Origin of the sequence: Escherichia sp. WS3063 (assembly GCF_046486595.1) — a bacterium.
Lineage (GTDB): Bacteria > Pseudomonadota > Gammaproteobacteria > Enterobacterales > Enterobacteriaceae > Escherichia > Escherichia coli.
Map to the genome: position 1 here is coordinate 229,540 of NZ_JBJQKY010000002.1, position 19,092 is coordinate 248,631.

Consider the following 19,092-nt stretch of genomic DNA (forward strand, 5'->3'; position numbering starts at 1 on the left):
GTAGGGGTTTTTTATGCCCGCGATAAATAAACACACCTTATTCCACCACCGCCTGCAAACGTAATAACGCCTCTTCCACCACCTCACCCGCAGCCAGACCAATACGCTTTGCCAGTCGGGCGCGTAAATCCATCATCCGCACCTGATTCACCAGCACCACGCCGTGCACATCGCCTTCTTCGCAATGTAAAGGAACGCTAAATCCGGCATAACGGGCAAAATTTCCGCCCTGCGTAATGGGGGCCACCAGCGTCATTCCCAGTTGATTAAAGGCTTGAACGGAGAGCACAAGCGCAGGTCGACCAGCACCTTGCTGTTCATGGCCGCTTGCTGGATCAAAGCCAACCAGCACAATGTCTCCCCGTTCAAATTCACTTTTCTTTACCATATTTCGTCACCCGCAGGGGTGGATTTACCCCAGACATCCTGCTCGCTAAGTTCCGTGGCGTTCATGTCACACTGTGCCAGCAGTTCATCAAGCGAGTAGCGCCTGGAGATGGGTGTCAGAATCAGTTGATTGTTGCTCACTTGCGCCTCCACGCTCTGCCCCGGCCGTAAGTTAAGTTCTTTCATCACAACATTAGGAATGACCATACCTGAACTGTTCCCCCATCTTTTTATGGTAATACGCATCTGCACCTCCTTAAGTTATACAAAGTATAACTCACGGTGCTACAGGAAACGTTTTACCCCTGCGCATTTGTGAACGCCAGCAGAGTTTTTTATGCGTTAACAGATATGGAAAGCGGCTCGGAGAGAAAAGCAAAAGGTGAGGGAATTACAAAACAGAATGCGAGTCGTCTCGCAAAAAACAACGCCACCCGAAGGTGGCGTATGCGTATGGTTACTTATCCCTGTCTAACCAGTCGCCGCTTTCAATTAGCTTTAATCCATCGACGGGTCGTTGATAAACGTACATCCATGCACTCCCGTACGGCGTCTGAATCAACTGGCGCGCGTATTCACCGCCCCTGGTGCGCAAGGCATCAAGTTCGGCCAGCGTGGCGTTGTCAATACGATAAACTTCACCGTGTACTGTTCCGTTCCCCGGAACTGCGCCTGGATAGTGGCCCAGGCTATACAACTGGTAGTTATCGATACTGAAATCGCCCAGTAACTGGGCATTGGTCATCCAGTGACTGTTGCCTTGTTTGTGGCGTAAACTGCCGTAGACAAATATTCGCATTGCTAAAACTCGAACTGATAGAGCAAATCCAGTGCCTGGTCTACACCAGACACAGCTTCCAGATATAGCTTAGGCATCAGGCGATAACGTAACGTGAGTGTTGCTATAGAGTCAAATATACCCACGCCGTATTTCACTTGCAGACCTGGCAATACATAGCCGCTGACCACCACCTGGGAGGAGTCGCCTACTCCCTGGGTGTCGAGCGCTAAATTGCTTACGCCAAACGTCTCGCCGATTTTACCCACAATCTGACCACTTTGTGCAACCCCCAGACCAATCAGCATTGAGGTCATCGCCGCACTGTCGCTCTGATCGCTCTCCAGCCCTTGTCCACGTAGCAAATAAGACAAGGCAGCCTGTTGCGACATGGCCGGGTCAGAGAAAATCTCCGCTTTCGGTTCGTCCGCCAGACCAGTAACGCGAACTCCGGCGATTACATCGTCTTCTGTAGCATCCGGGTTACGAATAGCTTCGATGTTAAGATATGGTTGATCCGGCGGACCAGAGAACAGTAACTCACCCTTACGCACAATCAGATCCTGACCATATGCATGGAAGCGCCCTTCAGGGATGTTGATCTGCCCGTTCAGGCCCAGCCCCTGTTTGTCCTGCACGACGTTGAGATCGCCCGTCAGCCGCGCTTTCAGGCCAAAGGCGTCAATGCGAACATTGTTGCCAACGTGGACAGTCAGGTTACTGTTAATCGGAATCGACGCCGTTTTCGGCTCTTCCGGTTGCAGGTTATCGTTAAGCATCACCACATCGCTGGAAACGCCTACTGCGCTTTCCGGCAGATCGTGCACCACGATGCGCGCCCACGGAACATCCACGCGACCATCAAGGGTAAACAGGTTTGGTGTAGCCTCGAATACAACATCTGGTGATACATCCATTCGTACCATCGGCGGCACGGTGATACGCACTTTACTGCCCTTCGCTGTTACCCGCGCCCGCCAGTTTTCAATCTGGCTCCAGTCGGCGTCGCCGTTCAGGTAGATCTCACCCTGCTGGGTCCGTACTGTACCGGCAAGCGTCGAGCGCATACCGTTAAAGTTGACCGCAAGCTGGCTCGGCTGCATATCAAACGGCATAAAGTTGCCGTCGATATCCACACCCGTAACCTGTAGCTGCCCAAACAACTGCGGGCTTTGCACATCACCACCCAGACGTAAGTTGGCACTTACCATCCCCGCTGCTTTTTCCCCACGGGTAAAGATAGGGTTTATCATCGCAAGGTTGAAGTTACGGATATTGACGTTGCCACCAAGATTACGGCGGCCTTGCGGATCGGTCACCTGCACCTGTCCATCAAACTGGCCGTTATTGGTCAGGCGGATGGTCCAGCCCAATTCGGCACGGTTGTTACGCAATTCCGCCGTCAGATTCAGCGTCTGAAACGCCACGGGCAGCGCCGCATCGTTGACGGTTTGCGTTACCTGCACGTTACGCCCCGAAAGGGTGATACTGCCCTGCGGCAGCCCCTCTTTCGTGGTGTCCCAGGCAACGTCCGCTTTACCCGTGAAGATACCGCTGGCCTGAGTGGTTTCTGGCATAAACGGTTTCAGCATGGCGAGGTCGAAGCGGTTGAGATTCACCACCGCACGCCCTTCGGCCCCCGCATCGATAGTTTGCGGCACGCACAGTTCCGCATTCGGGTTAAGCCAACAGTGTGGCCCGATGCTGATTTTTTGCTCCTTATTGCGGTAATCCAGCGCAATATCGCGGGTCAGCGACCACGGGCCGACCGGCGTCTGGAAGCGGGTATTGCTAAGAGTTCCCTTCCAGCGTTCTTCTTTGCGATCAAAACTTCCTGCCAGATTAAGCTGCCCGGAAACCGGCTCGCCCTGAATCCGCAACTGTAACTCGTGCTGTTTTTCGCTGCCTTTGGCATTCAGGGTGACGAGGTTGATACTCACATCGGGCTGCGAGATTTGCTCAACGCGTACGTCAAGTATACCCGCAATCTGGTCGGTGGATTTGATATCGCCTTCCACACGAACCTGCGCCACGGAAAGTTCCTGCCAGCGCAGGCCGCGCGCGGTGATGTCCGCCAGTAGTTGTGGCGCTTCCACCGTGCCGCGTACTTTCACCAGCCCTTTCGCTGTACCGCCAAGCCCCGGCAGCGCGTTATCCAGCCCCGGCGCGTTGATGGTGGCATCAAGATTGAGATCTTTTACCCCCAGCTCGCCTTTCACTTCAGCACTGTTTGGCCCCAGTTCCAGATGAAGCCCTGGGATCATCCACTGCATATAACTGTTGCCTTTCAGCGTGCCGTCAACGTTCACTTTGTTCTGTTTGACGTTACCGGTCAGCTTCAGTTCTGGCACCTCCATCTGCCAGGTGCCGCCGTAAAGGCTACCGCGGGTTTTAATCAAGCCATTGAGTTTCGACGGCCACTCCGGGAACTCTTTGGCGGTGTTAATGCCGTTAAGCGTTAGCTCACCGCGCCAGCTAATTGCCTGCTGCCAGTCGAGCAACGCTTTGAGTTCAGTTTTCCCTTCCAGCGCCGCGACGGTGAGTTTGTCGAGATTGACCTGCTGTTCATTACCTTTGGCATCAAGGGTAATGGTGGCTGGCGGGATCTCCTGTCCCTTCACTGCCGTTCGCATAGAGAGCGTGTAATCGGTCATTTTACCGGTGAGTTTCAGTTTCAGATCATCCGCCTGATACTGCTTCTCACCAGTGAACGGCCAGTAAAGCTGTTTGCTGTTCACTTCCACGTTGAGCGGCAATCCGGCTTCCGCCAGTCGCGTCTGGGCGCGTAAATCCATATCCACCGGACCGGAAAGGTTTACGCCAATCTCCAGCTGTTCGCGCAGCGCGCCGCCCACTTTCAGCTTCACCTTTTCACCTTTCAACGGCTCCACGTTCAGTGTGCTGTTGAGGGTAATATCCACCGGCCAGTTGTCTGACAGCTGCGCCGTGCCGCTGGCGTTGACGATCCCTTGACTGGAGTCGATATCCAGGGCGTCCAGTTTAGTATTACCGTCGATGCTGCTCACTTTCAGCAGCATGGTGCTCACGGTGATGTCCGTGTCACCCGTCACGCGCAGCTGCTCGCCCTTAAACTCTTCAATGTTCAGGTTAAGCGGCAAATGCACGTCGGTCATTTCCGGCAATACCGGGCGAGAAAAGAGATCTTTCAGCGTTTCGCCGAGCGGTTTTTCATCAGGCTGCGGATTTTCAATCTTCGGTTCGACCACTTCTTCCTGCGCCACGTCCGCCACCTTCGGCAAGGCAATCAGCAAGCCTTTCAGCGACGTCGGTTTCAGGGTCAGGGTTTTCTCCTGCCAGTTCAGGCCGGAGGTGAAGTCCATCACCGATACCGTGGTGTCATCAATCTTGATGTTGACGTTGTCCAGCGCCACCCGTGTCAGGGTAATGGGATACGGCGTGGAGAGATCCAGCGGGCCGCTATCTTCCTCTTCTTCAACCTGTTCAGAAGGAGGCATTTTTTTACTGTCGATGTTGACCTGAATGTCTTTCAGCGCCAGATCATTAATACAAACGCTACTGTTCCACAGGCACTCAAGCCCGACCGCCAGATGCAGATTGCCCGCTTTTACCGCCACGCCTGGCTGCTCATAACGAACGTCAGACAAGGTGAGATCGCGCCAGCCGCCGGTGACCTTGCCAATATCCAGTCCTGGCACCCAGCGATCCGCCGCTTTAAATACCAGATGCAGGCCGCTAGTGGTGCCTACCAGAAACGCCACCGATCCCAGCAATAGTAAGATAACGATAACCACGCCGAGGCTGATTTTTTTCCATAAACTCATAATTCTGGCCCCAGACCGATGTAAAACTGTAACCCGTGCTCGTCTTTATCCGCGACCGGTACGGCAAAATCGAGCTTGATTGGCCCGACCGGCGATTCCCAGCGCACGCCGACCCCGGTACCGGTTTTAAAGTCGCTGCGGCGAATATCGCTTACCGCTTCGCCACTATCGACAAACACCGCGCCCCACCATTTTCCGGTCACGTTGTACTGGTACTCCAGCGATCCGGTTATCAACTTCGAGGCCCCTTTCAGGTCACCGTTGGCGTATTTCGGAGCGATTGATTTGTATTTGTAGCCGCGAATACTGCGATCGCCCCCGGCGAAGAAACGCAGATCCGGCGGTACTTTGTCGAAATCACCCGTTTCAATCCAGCCCAGCGTGCCGCGTGTCACAAAACGATGGCGATCGTACAGTGTGCGGATCCAGACGTTCTGCGCCTGGAAAACGGAGAAATCGACATCTGAGCCCCAGGCCGTGTTGGAGTAGTCGATAGAGTAGCGTTGCGAGTCGCCCCAGGTTGGCATCAGGCCACCGCGAGAACGCGTGCGGCTAATCATCACCCCAGGATAAAACAGCATCGTGGTGTTGGTAATTTCACCCTGGGTAAAGTGGTCGAGACTCCAGCGCAGGTTAATGGCACGCTGCCAGCCGCTGGAGAGATCCCAGTAGCGAGAAGCCACCAGCGTAGTGGAGTCAGACTCGGTATCGTTCAGGTCAGTGCGCTTAAAACCGCCCTGCACCAGATAATATTGTTCCAGTGGATTCTTCAACAGCGGCATTTTATAGCTGAAGTCGAGGATCTGTTCCGGCGCGGAAATACTGGTACTGGTGGTCAGACTGTGACCATAAGAGTTCATCCACGGCTTTTTCCACGTCGCTTTCACGCGCGGTCCCACGTCCGTAGAGTAACCGACGCCGGTTTCGATGGTGTTTTCTGTTCGCGGCGAAACCACGCCCGTCAATGGTAATACTTTCGTTTCGCGCGCTTTATCAAATTGTGGAGCCACCACCACCGAGTTAAACCAGCCGGTAGCAGAAAGTCGACGGTTCAGTTCTGCCAGATCTTTCGATTCGTACTCATCGCCTTCTTTAAACGGCACCAGATTTTGCAGGTATTCATCGCGGATTTGTGATCCTTCAAAGGTCACATGCCCAAAGCGGTAACGTTCGCCACTGTTATAATCAATATCCCAGAAGGCTTTATGCAGGCCGAGCGCAATGCCCAGCTGCGCTTTGGTAAATTCGCTATCGAAATAACCTTTACGCAACGCAATGCTGGTTAAGGACTTTTTGAAATTTTCATAATCGCCCTGGTTCAGTACCGTACCAATAGCCGGGCGAGTATCGAGCAATTTCAAATAGTCTTTATCGGTCCGCGCGCCGCCGCGCAATACCACATCGGTGCCGCCAATTAACACCGGCACGCCTGGCGTGACTTTGGCGATCAATACCTGACGCCCTTTCTTTGGCGGTGGACGGAGATCAAATTCAATGGTCGGCTGGTAATAACCCAGCGCTTTCAGACCTTCGCGGATGGCATCATCGACGCGTGCGCGAAAGCGACGGTCTGGCGTCACTTCATCACTTTCAATCGTAGAAAGCTGCGCACGAACGTTCTTTTCCAGCTGTCCCGATAACCCCTCGACCTGTAGACGGACGTTCGCGGCGACGGCAGATCCGCTTAAGCAGAGTAAGCTTACACAGCATAACTGTCGGATATAGCGCACATTTTCTCCTGAATATCCTTTTTTCCTGCCCCTGGAACGCCGTTAAACGGCTTAACAAAAATCCAGTAATATGGATTAAAAAGCAGACTAAACCCCAAATATTTCTTATGTTTTACTTTAGACCTATTCACAGCGGTTATTGTGTGCAAATACGCCTCTTGTTACAACCTTAACCCCAATGACCGATTTTCGGGAGAGCGACACCATGAGTTTATTTGATAAAAAGCATCTGGTTTCCCCCGCCGATGCCCTGCCTGGACGTAACACCCCGATGCCCGTAGCCACGCTGCATGCGGTCAACGGTCACTCAATGACCAATGTACCTGACGGAATGGAGATTGCCATTTTTGCGATGGGTTGTTTCTGGGGGGTGGAGCGTCTGTTCTGGCAGTTACCCGGCGTTTACAGCACCGCCGCAGGCTATACCGGCGGCTATACGCCAAATCCGACTTATCGGGAAGTGTGCTCCGGCGATACTGGCCATGCCGAAGCGGTGCGCATTGTTTACGATCCATCCGTCATCAGCTATGAGCAGTTGCTACAAGTATTTTGGGAGAATCACGATCCCGCCCAGGGAATGCGTCAGGGCAATGACCACGGTACGCAGTATCGTTCAGCGATTTATCCTCTGACCCCAGAACAGGATGCCGCCGCTCGCGCCAGTCTGGAACGTTTTCAGGCGGCGATGCTTGCCGCCGATGACGATCGTCGCATCACCACGGAAATCGCTAACGCCACACCGTTTTATTATGCCGAAGATGACCACCAGCAATATCTGCATAAAAACCCGTATGGTTACTGTGGAATTGGCGGAATTGGCGTCTGTCTGCCGCCGGAAGCATAGCGTTACGGGTACAAATGTAGATTGTTGATAAAGTGCTATTTGTCTATGCCGGATGCGGCGTAAACGCCTTGCCAGGCCTACAAAATCGTCCAAAATCAATAAATTGTGGGGACTGCGTAGGCCTGTTCGGCATAGCGCATCAGCCAGTTTTTCATTTTTCAGCTGTCTGAATTTTAACCCTCTGGCGGCTTTACAGTACCTTACGCTATACTAGCCACTGAAAATGCCGGTTCACTTTCTTCGAATCGGCTTTCAATGTGTATTTCACACAAATTAATCAACTTCCCCTTCCGAGGATCTGGCCTAAAAGGTCGGATAAGATATGTTAAACAGTATTTTAGTCATACTCTGTTTGATCGCTGTAAGTGCGTTCTTCTCGATGTCCGAGATCTCGCTTGCCGCCTCACGCAAAATCAAACTTAAACTGCTGGCTGATGAAGGCAATATAAATGCCCAACGCGTTCTGAATATGCAGGAAAATCCCGGCATGTTCTTTACCGTGGTCCAAATCGGTCTGAACGCAGTGGCGATTCTCGGCGGTATCGTCGGTGATGCGGCATTTTCTCCAGCTTTTCACAGCCTGTTCTCCCGCTATATGTCGGCAGAACTCTCTGAGCAACTGAGCTTTATTCTCTCTTTCTCGTTAGTGACTGGCATGTTTATCCTGTTTGCGGATTTAACCCCGAAACGCATCGGTATGATTGCGCCAGAAGCTGTGGCTTTGCGTATCATCAACCCGATGCGCTTCTGCCTGTACGTTTGCACCCCGCTGGTGTGGTTCTTCAACGGACTGGCGAACATAATCTTCCGTATTTTCAAACTGCCAATGGTACGTAAAGATGACATCACTTCTGATGACATCTACGCGGTAGTGGAAGCCGGTGCGCTGGCAGGCGTGTTACGTAAACAGGAACACGAGCTGATTGAAAACGTCTTTGAGCTGGAATCCCGTACCGTTCCGTCTTCAATGACACCGCGTGAAAACGTGATTTGGTTTGATCTCCACGAAGATGAGCAAAGTCTGAAGAATAAGGTGGCGGAACATCCGCACTCTAAGTTTCTCGTCTGTAATGAAGATATTGACCACATCATCGGATATGTCGATTCTAAAGACCTGCTGAACCGCGTGCTGGCTAACCAAAGCCTGGCACTGAACAGCGGCGTACAAATTCGCAACACGCTGATTGTGCCGGATACGTTAACCCTTTCAGAAGCGTTGGAAAGTTTTAAAACCGCAGGTGAAGACTTCGCGGTGATCATGAACGAGTACGCGCTGGTAGTGGGGATCATCACCCTCAACGACGTGATGACCACGCTGATGGGCGATCTGGTCGGTCAGGGGCTGGAAGAGCAGATTGTCGCCCGTGATGAGAACTCATGGCTGATTGACGGCGGCACCCCGATTGACGACGTCATGCGCGTGCTGGATATTGACGAGTTCCCGCAGTCGGGCAACTACGAAACCATCGGCGGCTTTATGATGTTTATGCTGCGTAAGATCCCGAAACGCACCGATTCGGTGAAATTCGCCGGCTACAAATTTGAAGTTGTGGATATCGATAACTACCGCATCGACCAGCTGCTGGTGACCCGAATCGACAGCAAGGCCACCGCCCTTTCGCCAAAACTGCCTGACGCTAAAGATAAAGAAGAAAGCGTCGCGTAACCCCAGAAACATCAACGGCTCCCGAATCAGGAGCCGTCTTATTACTGCATAGCACTTTGGTTAAGCCATCTCTGTTTGCAGACGCATAACCTGACGGTTAACTTCGGACATCACTGACAAATGCAGCTTATCCTTCACTTTTGGGATAAGAATCTTACCCTTATCAAATTCAAAAGCGCCAACGTCCTTGATGTATAACCGTCCACGGAACAGGATCTTTACGTACTTCGCCACCTGAAGTGGGTTGTACCGTTGGAAAATTTTCATTGTTATCTCCTGCTGAGTATTACGCCTGTGCGGTGCCACAATCGGCCCAACGATTATGAGGCGCAAATTTTAATGCCTAGTGACTATAGACTATCCGGGCAATGTTTCCACCGCGTATAACTTTTTTTACCTAAAGGTTACAATTATTCAGAATTATCTTTTTACCGAAGCGCGGTCTTCAGTATAAGCATTCATTTTTCATATGATTTGTGCGCTTGACCGCAAACTGGCATCACACTTGCGGGAAATTCGATAAATAGCACATATGATTAAAACTCAGACCCAAGTGGTCGGATCACCTGCATATCATAAGAAGGAAACACCATGACCCTACGCAAGATTCTGGCACTCACCTGCCTGCTGTTGCCGATGATGGCTTCCGCACATCAGTTCGAAACCGGTCAGCGAGTGCCGCCGATTGGCATCACCGATCGTGGCGAGTTGGTGCTTGATAAAGATCAGTTTAGCTACAAAACCTGGAACAGCGCGCAGTTAGTGGGAAAAGTGCGAGTACTGCAACATATTGCTGGTCGCACCTCTGCAAAAGAGAAAAACGCGACGCTGATTGAAGCGATTAAATCAGCGAAGTTACCGCACGATCGTTACCAGACCACCACCATTGTTAACACCGACGACGCAATTCCGGGTTCCGGCATGTTTGTGCGCAGCAGTCTGGAGAGTAATAAAAAGCTTTATCCCTGGTCGCAGTTTATTGTTGATAGCAATGGCGTCGCACGCGGTGCCTGGCAGCTGGATGAAAAAAGTTCCGCTGTAGTGGTGCTGGATAAAGACGGTCGCGTGCAATGGGCCAAAGACGGGGCGCTTACTCAGGAAGAGGTGCAGCAAGTGATGGACCTGCTGCATAAATTAATTAATAAATAGACACTCTGAACCCCGGATTCAGGAACGACTCGCGCGGAGTGTAATCCAGCGGTTTACCCTGCCAGTCGTGAACGTGCGCTCCGGCAGCCGCAGCCACAGCATGACCAGCGGCGGTATCCCAAATATTCGTTGGCCCGAAACGCGGGTACAGCTGCGCCTGTCCTTCCGCCACCAGGCAGAATTTCAGCGAAGAGCCGATGGACGTGGTCTGATGTTCGCCAAGCTGTTGCAGATACTCTTTCAGCTCCGCATCTGCATGGGAACGGCTGATCACCACCAGCGGCGGGCGCGCATCACGGACCTGAATCTGCTTGCGCACGCCGCACTCTTCTTTCCACGCTTTGCCTTCTGCCGCGCTGTACATTACGTTCATTACCGGCGCATACACCACACCTAAAATCGGTTTGCCGTGGTCGATGAGCGCAATGTTAACGGTAAATTCGCCATTACGTTTAATAAACTCTTTAGTACCATCCAGCGGGTCTACCAGCCAGTAACGCTGCCAGTGCTGACGGACTTCCCAACCGGGAGGATCTTCTTCAGAAAGGACCGGAATATCCGGTGTCAGCGTACGTAAACCGTCCATGATAACGGTGTGTGCGGCAATATCCGCTGCCGTTACCGGAGAATTGTCCGCTTTGCTGACGACGTCCATCGGTTTCGTCCCGTCGTAGACCTGCATAATGGCATCGCCTGCATTCCGTGCAAGCTGGCATACTTGATCTAACATTTCTCCACCTCGTCTCTGTGAGCGGTGTTAACTTATTGTTTTACTTATACCCTATCGTTAATGAATGCGCCAACTGTGATAGTGTCATCATTTTCAAAGCGTAAAATTGTGGCATTCTTCACTGTTCTATAAGTAAGACGTTTATTCTCCCTTTTCTTTCGTATTCCCGATGATAAAAGGATGTCCCTGATGATTAAGTTTAGCGCAACGCTCCTGGCCACGCTGATTGCCGCCAGTGTGAATGCAGCGACGGTCGATCTGCGTATCATGGAAACCACTGATCTGCATAGCAACATGATGGATTTCGATTATTACAAAGACACCGCCACGGAAAAATTCGGACTGGTACGTACGGCAAGCCTGATTAACGATGCCCGCAATGAAGTGAAAAACAGCGTACTGGTCGATAACGGCGATTTGATTCAGGGGAGTCCGCTGGCAGATTACATGTCGGCGAAAGGATTAAAAGCAGGTGATATTCACCCAGTGTATAAGGCATTAAATACGCTGGACTATACCGTCGGCACGCTTGGCAACCATGAGTTTAACTACGGTCTGGATTACCTGAAAAATGCGCTGGCGGGAGCGAAATTCCCTTATGTAAATGCCAACGTCATTGACGCCAGAACCAAACAGCCAATGTTTACGCCGTATTTAATTAAAGACACCGAAGTGGTCGATAAAGACGGAAAAAAACAGACGCTGAAGATTGGCTATATTGGCGTCGTACCGCCGCAAATCATGGGCTGGGATAAAGCTAATTTATCCGGGAAAGTGACGGTGAATGATATTACCGAAACCGTGCGCAAATACGTGCCTGAAATGCGCGAGAAAGGTGCCGATGTCGTTGTCGTTCTGGCGCATTCCGGGCTGTCTGCCGATCCGTATAAAGTGATGGCGGAAAACTCAGTTTATTACCTCAGTGAAATTCCGGGCGTTAACGCCATTATGTTTGGCCATGCTCACGCCGTTTTCCCAGGTAAAGATTTTGCTGATATCGAAGGAGCTGATATCGCGAAAGGCACGCTGAATGGTGTTCCGGCGGTAATGCCAGGCATGTGGGGCGATCATCTTGGTGTGGTCGACTTACAACTCAGTAATGACAGCGGTAAATGGCAGGTAACACAGGCGAAAGCGGAAGCACGACCGATTTACGACATCGCTAATAAAAAATCCCTCGCGGCGGAAGACAGCAAGCTGGTAGAAACACTCAAAGCCGATCACGATGCCACACGCCAGTTCGTCAGCAAGCCAATCGGTAAATCTGCCGACAATATGTATAGCTATCTGGCACTGGTGCAGGACGATCCGACCGTGCAGGTGGTGAACAACGCGCAAAAAGCGTATGTCGAGCATTACATTCAGGGCGATCCGGATCTGGCAAAACTGCCAGTGCTTTCAGCTGCCGCACCGTTTAAAGTTGGTGGTCGCAAAAATGACCCGGCAAGCTATGTGGAGGTGGAAAAAGGCCAGTTGACCTTCCGTAATGCCGCCGATCTTTATCTCTATCCCAATACGCTGATTGTGGTGAAAGCCAGCGGTAAAGAGGTGAAAGAGTGGCTGGAATGCTCTGCCGGACAGTTTAACCAGATTGATCCTAACAGCACGAAACCACAGTCACTCATCAACTGGGATGGTTTCCGCACCTATAACTTTGATGTTATTGATGGTGTGAATTATCAGATTGATGTTACCCAGCCTGCCCGTTATGACGGCGAGTGCCAGATGGTTAATGCCAATGCGGAAAGGATTAAGAACCTGACCTTTAATGGCAAGCCGATTGATCCGAACGCCATGTTCCTCGTTGCCACCAATAACTATCGCGCTTACGGTGGCAAATTTGCCGGTACGGGCGACAGCCATATCGCTTTTGCTTCACCGGATGAGAACCGCTCGGTGCTGGCAGCGTGGATTGCTGAAGAGTCGAAACGTGCGGGGGAAATTCACCCGGCGGCAGATAACAACTGGCGTTTAGCACCGATAGCTGGCGATAAGAAACTGGATATCCGTTTCGAAACCTCTCCGTCAGATAAAGCCGCAGCGTTTATTAAAGAGAAAGGGCAATATCCGATGAATAAAGTCGCGACCGATGATATCGGGTTTGCAATTTATCAGGTGGATTTGAGTAAGTAATACACTTCTTTTTCGGCCTATAAATCATCAACCGCATCCGGCACTTTTGTCGGATGCGATGCTGACGCATCTTATCCGCCCTACAAGCCATGAACCGTAGTCCGGATAAGCGCAGCGCATCCGGCAGTTATGCCGCACGTTCATCCCGCACCGCTAACACCTTGGGCAAATTCAACTCAATCCAGTCCGCCAGTGCAGCAACCTTTTCGCTCACCTGCTCGCCCAGCGGCGTGAGGCTATATTCCACATGCGGCGGCACCACCGGATACGCGATACGGTTAAGAAAACCATCCTGTTCTAATGCCTGTAACGACTGCGCAAGCATCTTTTCACTCACCCCGCCCATTTTGCGCCGCAGGTCGCTAAAGCGATGAGTACCTTCGCGTAGCGCCACCAGAATCAACACCCCCCAACGGCTGGTGACGTGTTTCAACACCTCGCGCGACGGGCACTGTTCCGCAAAGAGATTTCCCTCTTTCAGTTGTTGCGACAGGCTAACCTGACTCATTTCATACTTACCTTTTTGTGCGTACTTACTAAAAGTAAGTTTAAGTGTTAGCGTATTTAAACACAAGACAAAACGATGGAGACTTCCCATGATCGCTATTACTGGTGCCACTGGCCAACTTGGTCACTATGTTATTGAATCCTTGATGAAAACGGTTCCTGCCAGCCAAATAGTGGCTATCGTTCGTAATCCGGCAAAAGCCCAGGCCCTGGCAGCACAAGGCATTACCGTGCGTCAGGCTGACTACAGCTATGAAGCCGCACTGACATCTGCACTTCAGGGAGTGGAAAAACTACTGCTGATCTCTTCCAGCGAAGTGGGTCAACGTGCCCCGCAGCATCGTAATGTTATTAATGCCGCAAAGGCGGCTGGCGTGAAATTTATCGCTTATACCAGCCTGCTACATGCAGATACCTCCCCGCTCGGCCTCGCCGATGAGCACATCGAGACGGAGAAAATGCTGGCTGATTCTGGCATCGTTTACACCCTGCTGCGCAACGGCTGGTACAGCGAAAACTACCTCGCCAGCGCCCCGGCAGCACTGGAACACGGCGTATTTATCGGTGCGGCGGGCGATGGCAAAATCGCCTCAGCAACGCGGGCAGATTATGCGGCAGCTGCGGCACGCGTGATTAGCGAAGCCGGTCACGAAGGCAAGGTTTACGAACTGGCGGGCGATAGTGCCTGGACGTTGACACAGTTAGCGGCAGAGCTGACCAAACAGAGCGGAAAATCCGTTACCTATCAAAATCTGAGCGAAGCCGATTTCGCCGCGGCACTGAAAAGCGTCGGACTGCCCGACGGACTGGCGGATATGCTGGCGAATTCTGACGTTGGCGCATCGAAAGGCGGTCTGTTTGATAACAGCAAAACGCTTAGCAAACTGATTGGCCGCCCAACGACAACGTTAGCCGAAAGCGTAAGCCATCTTTTTAATGTTAATAACTAGTTAATTAAAGTGGCATCCTCCCGCATCCTCTCTGATAATGACGGGATGCCGGGAGCAATCATGTCTGCTTCCTGAACTTTCTTCTGACAGATCAATGGATGCCAGTAATGATTAGCGGCGTGTTGTACGCCCTGTTAGCAGGGTTGATGTGGGGGCTTATTTTTGTCGGGCCGTTGATCGTACCGGAATACCCGGCGATGTTGCAGTCGATGGGGCGTTATCTGGCGTTAGGGTTAATTGCGCTGCCCATTGCCTGGCTGGGACGCGTGCGTCTGCGTCAGTTGGCGCGTCGCGACTGGCTTACCGCCTTGATGCTCACCATGATGGGCAACCTTATCTATTACTTCTGCCTTGCAAGTGCCATTCAACGTACTGGCGCGCCTGTTTCCACGATGATTATCGGCACCCTGCCGGTGGTGATTCCCGTTTTTGCCAATCTGCTTTATAGCCAGCGCGACGGCAAACTCGCATGGGGAAAACTCGCCCCGGCACTGGTTTGTATTGGCATCGGCCTGGCGTGTGTGAATATTGCTGAGTTAAACCACGGACTCCCCGATTTTGACTTGGCACGTTATACCTCTGGCATCGTGCTGGCGTTAGTTTCCGTGGTCTGCTGGGCATGGTATGCCCTGCGCAACGCCCGCTGGCTGCGGGAAAATCCCGACAAACATCCGATGATGTGGGCGACGGCGCAGGCGCTGGTCACGCTGCCGGTTTCTCTCATCGGCTATCTCGTCGCCTGTTACTGGCTGAATATGCAAACGCCGGACTTCTCCTTACCCTTTGGCCCCCGTCCGCTGGTGTTTATTAGTCTGATGGTTGCGATAGCCGTGCTTTGCTCATGGGTTGGCGCACTCTGCTGGAACGTCGCCAGCCAGCGATTACCGACAGTGATTCTCGGGCCGCTGATTGTTTTCGAAACGCTGGCAGGTTTGCTGTACACCTTTTTACTCCGCCAGCAAATGCCGCCGCTAATGACGCTGAGCGGTATCGCGCTGTTAGTGATTGGCGTGGTCATCGCGGTCAGAGCAAAACCAGAAAAACCTTTAACTGAATCTGTCTCAGAAAGTTGACACGCTGGCAGTGAGTTAAATAAGCCTCTGCTACGTAAGGGTTATAGCTTTTGCCTTAAAGATGCATTTAAAATGCATCTTATCTTATTAAGAATGAGGTATCAGCTATGGCTTATCGCGACCAACCTTTAGGTGAACTGGCGCTCTCTATTCCTCGCGCTTCGGCTCTGTTTCGTAAATATGATATGGATTACTGCTGTGGCGGTAAGCAGACGCTGGCGCGCGCGGCGGCACGTAAAGAACTGGATGTTGAGGTCATTGAAGCCGAACTGGCAAAGCTTGCTGAACAACCGATTGAGAAAGACTGGCGTAGCGCCCCGCTGGCGGAAATCATCGACCACATTATTGTGCGCTATCACGATCGCCATCGCGAGCAGCTGCCGGAGCTGATTCTGCAAGCGACTAAAGTCGAGCGCGTTCACGCCGACAAACCGAGCGTGCCAAAAGGGCTGACAAAATACCTGACTATGCTGCATGAAGAGCTTTCCAGCCACATGATGAAAGAAGAGCAGATCCTCTTCCCGATGATCAAACAAGGCATGGGCAGCCAGGCAATGGGGCCAATCAGCGTAATGGAAAGCGAGCACGATGAAGCGGGTGAACTGCTGGAAGTAATCAAACACACTACCAATAACGTCACACCGCCGCCGGAAGCCTGCACCACCTGGAAAGCGATGTATAACGGCATTAATGAACTGATTGATGACCTGATGGAGCACATCAGCCTGGAAAATAATGTGCTGTTCCCGCGCGCACTGGCGGGTGAGTGATCTAAAAGCTGGATGGCATTGCGCCATCCAGCATGATAATGCGGTTATTTCCGCAGTTCAGCAGCCCGCTTCTTACCAATAAACAACCAGCCCAACCCCAGCGCGATAAACCACAGCGGGGTAACCAGCAGCGCCTGGCGAGTGTCATCTTCCAGTGTCAGCAACACGACCACGAACACAAAGAACGCCATACATACCCAGCACATCAGCTTGCCGAGCGGCATCTTATAGATCGACTTCTCATGCAGATGAGGACGCTGTTTGCGGTACACCAGGTACGAGCAAAGGATAATCGTCCAGACGAACATAAACAGAATCGCGGAAACGGTCGTGATCATCGTGAACGCGCCAATCACGCTGGGATTCACATACAGCATCACCACGCCGCCGAGCAGACAGATGCAGGAGAAGGTCAGCCCTTTCGCGGGTACTGCGCGCTTAGAGAGTTTAGCGAACGCTTTCGGTGCCACACCTTCCTGGGCCAGACCAAACAGCATACGGCTGGTAGAGAAGACACCGCTGTTAGCGGAAGAAGCGGCAGAGGTCAGCACCACAAAGTTAATCACGCTGGCGGCAGCAGGCAGACCCACCAACACGAACAGTTCAACAAACGGGCTTTTCTCCGGGACTACCGAACTCCACGGCGTCACGGACATAATCACAATCAGCGCGAAGACGTAGAACATAATGATACGGATCGGAATGGAGTTAATCGCGCGTGGCAGTGATTTCTCTGGATCTTTGGTTTCCGCAGCGGTGGTACCTACCAGCTCAATCCCTACGAAAGCGAAAACCGCTATCTGGAATCCGGCAAAGAAGCCACTTAAACCTTTCGGGAACCAGCCGCCATCATTCCACAAATGCGCGAATGACGCTTCCACACCGGTCGGTGACTGAAAGTGCATCGCCACCATGACCAGGCCGACGACTATCAGCGACACAATGGCGACGATTTTGATCATCGCAAACCAGAACTCCATCTCACCGAACATTTTCACGGTGGCGAGGTTAAGCGTCAGCAGCAGCACTATCACCGCCAGCGAGGCGACCCAGTCGGAGAGATCGGGGAACCAGAACTGAGCATAAGCCGTGATCGCCACCACGTCTGCCATACCGGTTACAACCCAGCAGAACCAGTAAGTCCAGCCGGTGAAATATCCTGCCCACGGCCCGAGTAAATCGGAAGCGAAGTCACTAAAAGATTTGTATTCCAGATTCGAAAGCAGCAATTCCCCCATTGCCCGCATCACGAAAAAGAGCATAAAACCGATGATCATATAAACGAAAATGATCGACGGCCCGGCAAGGCTAATCGTTTTGCCGGACCCCATAAACAACCCTGTACCAATGGCACCGCCAATGGCAATAAGCTGAATATGTCGGTTTGTGAGATTGCGCCGTAGCGACTGTTCAGCCGGAGCCTGATCATCGGCAACGACTTTTACCTGATCTACCATGTTTTTTTCTTCCTGTACCTGTCTGTGTTGTTCAGGCTCTACGGCCTTTAGTCAGTCTATGATACGACGAATCTGTATCGGGACTCATCGATATTAGGTAACAATACGCGGGATGAATACTAAGATTTAGATCTAATGTTAATTTTATGTTTAAAGTGAGTGTCATATCACGGTGATAACGCGAAACAGCTCACAAAAATACACGCTTACAGGGTCTTTGCAACATAAAATAGCGCCGTTTGGCAAACTGAAGGAGTTATTGCTGAATGCCTGCTCCCCTCTGGTTCGAAGGGAACAGAATGCGCTGCTTAGAGGATTTCCAGCAGTTCGACTTCAAACACCAGGGTGCTGAACGGAGGGATGGACGCGCCAGCGCCGCGCTCGCCATATGCCAGTTCCTGCGGGATAGTCAGTTCCCATTTAGAACCTACCGGCATCAGAGTCAGTGCTTCAATCCAGCCAGGGATCACACCATTAACCGGGAATTCAGCTGGCTCGCCGCGAGCAACGGAGCTGTCAAACACGGTGCCGTCGATCAGTTTTCCGGTGTAATGAACACGAACGCGGTCGGTACGTGCCGGAATTGCGCCTTCGCCCTGGTTGATCACGCGGAATTGCAGGCCAGATTCGGTGCTATTTACACCTTCTTTTTTGGCGTTTTCTTCCAGGTATTTCACACCTTCAGCAGCCATCGCCTGGAAACGCTGACGACGAACGGCATCGGCGCGTTCGTGGATTTCACGCAGCGCGCGGTGCACCACATCAACCGGAACAGCCGGATGTTTGCCTTCCAGCGCATCGGCAATGCCTGCAACCAGTGCTTCTGGCAGCAGCCCTTCCAGGCCAGATTCACTCAGTTGTTGCCCTACCTGCAAACCAATGCCGTAGCTTGCTTGCGCTTCGATGGTGTCAAAAGTTGGGGTGGTCATCGTATTTCCTTTCTTAGGGTATAAAGTAGCGGGCAGCATATCAGCCACACTTCTTTGGGTAAAACTTTGTCGCGGGAATGATGACAAATCCCGGGGAAAAAGAAACAATAGCAATATCCCGTATGAATATAATAAAGGCGGGTTTACCACGGACATCATAGCGTTAGCTTATTCATAGGCTATGAT

Annotated in this window: 17 protein-coding genes; 7 read left to right on the forward strand and 10 right to left on the reverse strand. The window is 52.0% G+C overall.

The features are described from left to right. Positions 1-37: 37 nt before the first annotated feature. The 5 genes from chpB to tamA all read right to left on the reverse strand — a co-directional run bounded on the left by chpB (position 38) and on the right by tamA (position 6,698). Complete coding sequence (chpB, locus tag ACJHYW_RS03025; RefSeq protein ID WP_000239581.1) at positions 38-388, reverse strand: endoribonuclease toxin ChpB; 351 nt, start codon at positions 386-388, stop codon at positions 38-40. Continuing rightward, positions 382-633, reverse strand: a complete 252-nt coding sequence (gene chpS, locus ACJHYW_RS03030) for a type II toxin-antitoxin system antitoxin ChpS (RefSeq protein ID WP_001223213.1) — start codon at positions 631-633, stop codon at positions 382-384. Before chpS ends, chpB begins: the two co-directional genes overlap by 7 nt. Before the next feature lie 211 nt (positions 634-844). Further along, positions 845-1,186 (reverse strand): gamma-glutamylcyclotransferase, encoded by a 342-nt coding sequence (locus ACJHYW_RS03035; RefSeq protein ID WP_001219160.1) that lies wholly within the window; start codon positions 1,184-1,186, stop codon positions 845-847. Positions 1,187-1,188: 2 nt separating this feature from the next. Then, on the reverse strand, positions 1,189-4,968 hold the full coding sequence (tamB, locus tag ACJHYW_RS03040; protein ID WP_000060873.1) for an autotransporter assembly complex protein TamB: 3,780 nt from the start codon (positions 4,966-4,968) through the stop codon (positions 1,189-1,191). Next, positions 4,965-6,698: an autotransporter assembly complex protein TamA gene (tamA, locus tag ACJHYW_RS03045; RefSeq protein WP_001269316.1), complete on the reverse strand. Its 1,734-nt coding sequence runs from the start codon at positions 6,696-6,698 to the stop codon at positions 4,965-4,967. The genes tamB and tamA overlap by 4 nt, the downstream gene beginning before the upstream one ends. 205 nt (positions 6,699-6,903) lie before the next feature. On the opposite strand from tamA, the gene msrA reads away from it, so the two are divergent. Further along, positions 6,904-7,542, forward strand: a complete 639-nt coding sequence (gene msrA / locus ACJHYW_RS03050) for a peptide-methionine (S)-S-oxide reductase MsrA (protein ID WP_001305659.1) — start codon at positions 6,904-6,906, stop codon at positions 7,540-7,542. Positions 7,543-7,864: 322 nt separating this feature from the next. After that, positions 7,865-9,208 (forward strand): hemolysin family protein, encoded by a 1,344-nt coding sequence (locus ACJHYW_RS03055; protein ID WP_000935036.1) that lies wholly within the window; start codon positions 7,865-7,867, stop codon positions 9,206-9,208. A 60-nt stretch (positions 9,209-9,268) separates the two neighbouring features. Here ACJHYW_RS03055 and ACJHYW_RS03060 read toward each other — a convergent pair whose 3' ends face one another. After that, positions 9,269-9,475, reverse strand: coding sequence for a DUF1107 domain-containing protein (locus tag ACJHYW_RS03060; protein WP_000689228.1), 207 nt, complete (start codon positions 9,473-9,475; stop codon positions 9,269-9,271). Positions 9,476-9,799: 324 nt separating this feature from the next. Here ACJHYW_RS03060 and ACJHYW_RS03065 point away from each other — a divergent pair, with 324 nt between their 5' ends. Next, complete coding sequence (locus ACJHYW_RS03065; protein ID WP_000175289.1) at positions 9,800-10,357, forward strand: YtfJ family protein; 558 nt, start codon at positions 9,800-9,802, stop codon at positions 10,355-10,357. Here ACJHYW_RS03065 and cysQ read toward each other — a convergent pair. Further along, positions 10,347-11,087 (reverse strand): 3'(2'),5'-bisphosphate nucleotidase CysQ, encoded by a 741-nt coding sequence (gene cysQ / locus ACJHYW_RS03070; RefSeq protein ID WP_000886909.1) that lies wholly within the window; start codon positions 11,085-11,087, stop codon positions 10,347-10,349. The two genes, ACJHYW_RS03065 and cysQ, sit on opposite strands and share 11 nt — an antisense overlap. A 189-nt stretch (positions 11,088-11,276) precedes the next feature. Here cysQ and cpdB point away from each other — a divergent pair, with 189 nt between their 5' ends. Beyond that, positions 11,277-13,220, forward strand: a complete 1,944-nt coding sequence (gene cpdB, locus ACJHYW_RS03075) for a 2',3'-cyclic-nucleotide 2'-phosphodiesterase (RefSeq protein WP_061092750.1) — start codon at positions 11,277-11,279, stop codon at positions 13,218-13,220. Positions 13,221-13,347: 127 nt separating this feature from the next. On the opposite strand, the gene ACJHYW_RS03080 is transcribed toward cpdB, so the two are convergent. Then, positions 13,348-13,728 (reverse strand): winged helix-turn-helix transcriptional regulator, encoded by a 381-nt coding sequence (locus tag ACJHYW_RS03080; RefSeq protein ID WP_021555865.1) that lies wholly within the window; start codon positions 13,726-13,728, stop codon positions 13,348-13,350. 88 nt (positions 13,729-13,816) lie between these two features. On the opposite strand from ACJHYW_RS03080, the gene qorB reads away from it, so the two are divergent. The 3 genes from qorB (at position 13,817) to ytfE (ending at position 16,520) form a co-directional block, all read left to right on the forward strand. Then, positions 13,817-14,677 carry an NAD(P)H:quinone oxidoreductase gene (gene qorB, locus ACJHYW_RS03085; protein ID WP_061092751.1) on the forward strand — a complete coding sequence of 287 codons (861 nt, stop codon included), beginning with the start codon at positions 13,817-13,819 and terminating at the stop codon, positions 14,675-14,677. Positions 14,678-14,784: 107 nt separating this feature from the next. Next, on the forward strand, positions 14,785-15,750 hold the full coding sequence (locus ACJHYW_RS03090; RefSeq protein WP_015674818.1) for a DMT family transporter: 966 nt from the start codon (positions 14,785-14,787) through the stop codon (positions 15,748-15,750). A 107-nt stretch (positions 15,751-15,857) separates the two neighbouring features. Further along, positions 15,858-16,520, forward strand: a complete 663-nt coding sequence (gene ytfE, locus ACJHYW_RS03095; protein ID WP_000331457.1) for an iron-sulfur cluster repair protein YtfE — start codon at positions 15,858-15,860, stop codon at positions 16,518-16,520. A 44-nt stretch (positions 16,521-16,564) separates the two neighbouring features. Here ytfE and cycA read toward each other — a convergent pair whose 3' ends face one another. Beyond that, positions 16,565-17,977: a D-serine/D-alanine/glycine transporter gene (cycA, locus tag ACJHYW_RS03100; protein WP_000228346.1), complete on the reverse strand. Its 1,413-nt coding sequence runs from the start codon at positions 17,975-17,977 to the stop codon at positions 16,565-16,567. 308 nt (positions 17,978-18,285) lie between these two features. Further along, positions 18,286-18,906, reverse strand: a complete 621-nt coding sequence (gene fklB, locus ACJHYW_RS03105) for an FKBP-type peptidyl-prolyl cis-trans isomerase (protein WP_000211225.1) — start codon at positions 18,904-18,906, stop codon at positions 18,286-18,288. Positions 18,907-19,092: the final 186 nt, after the last annotated feature.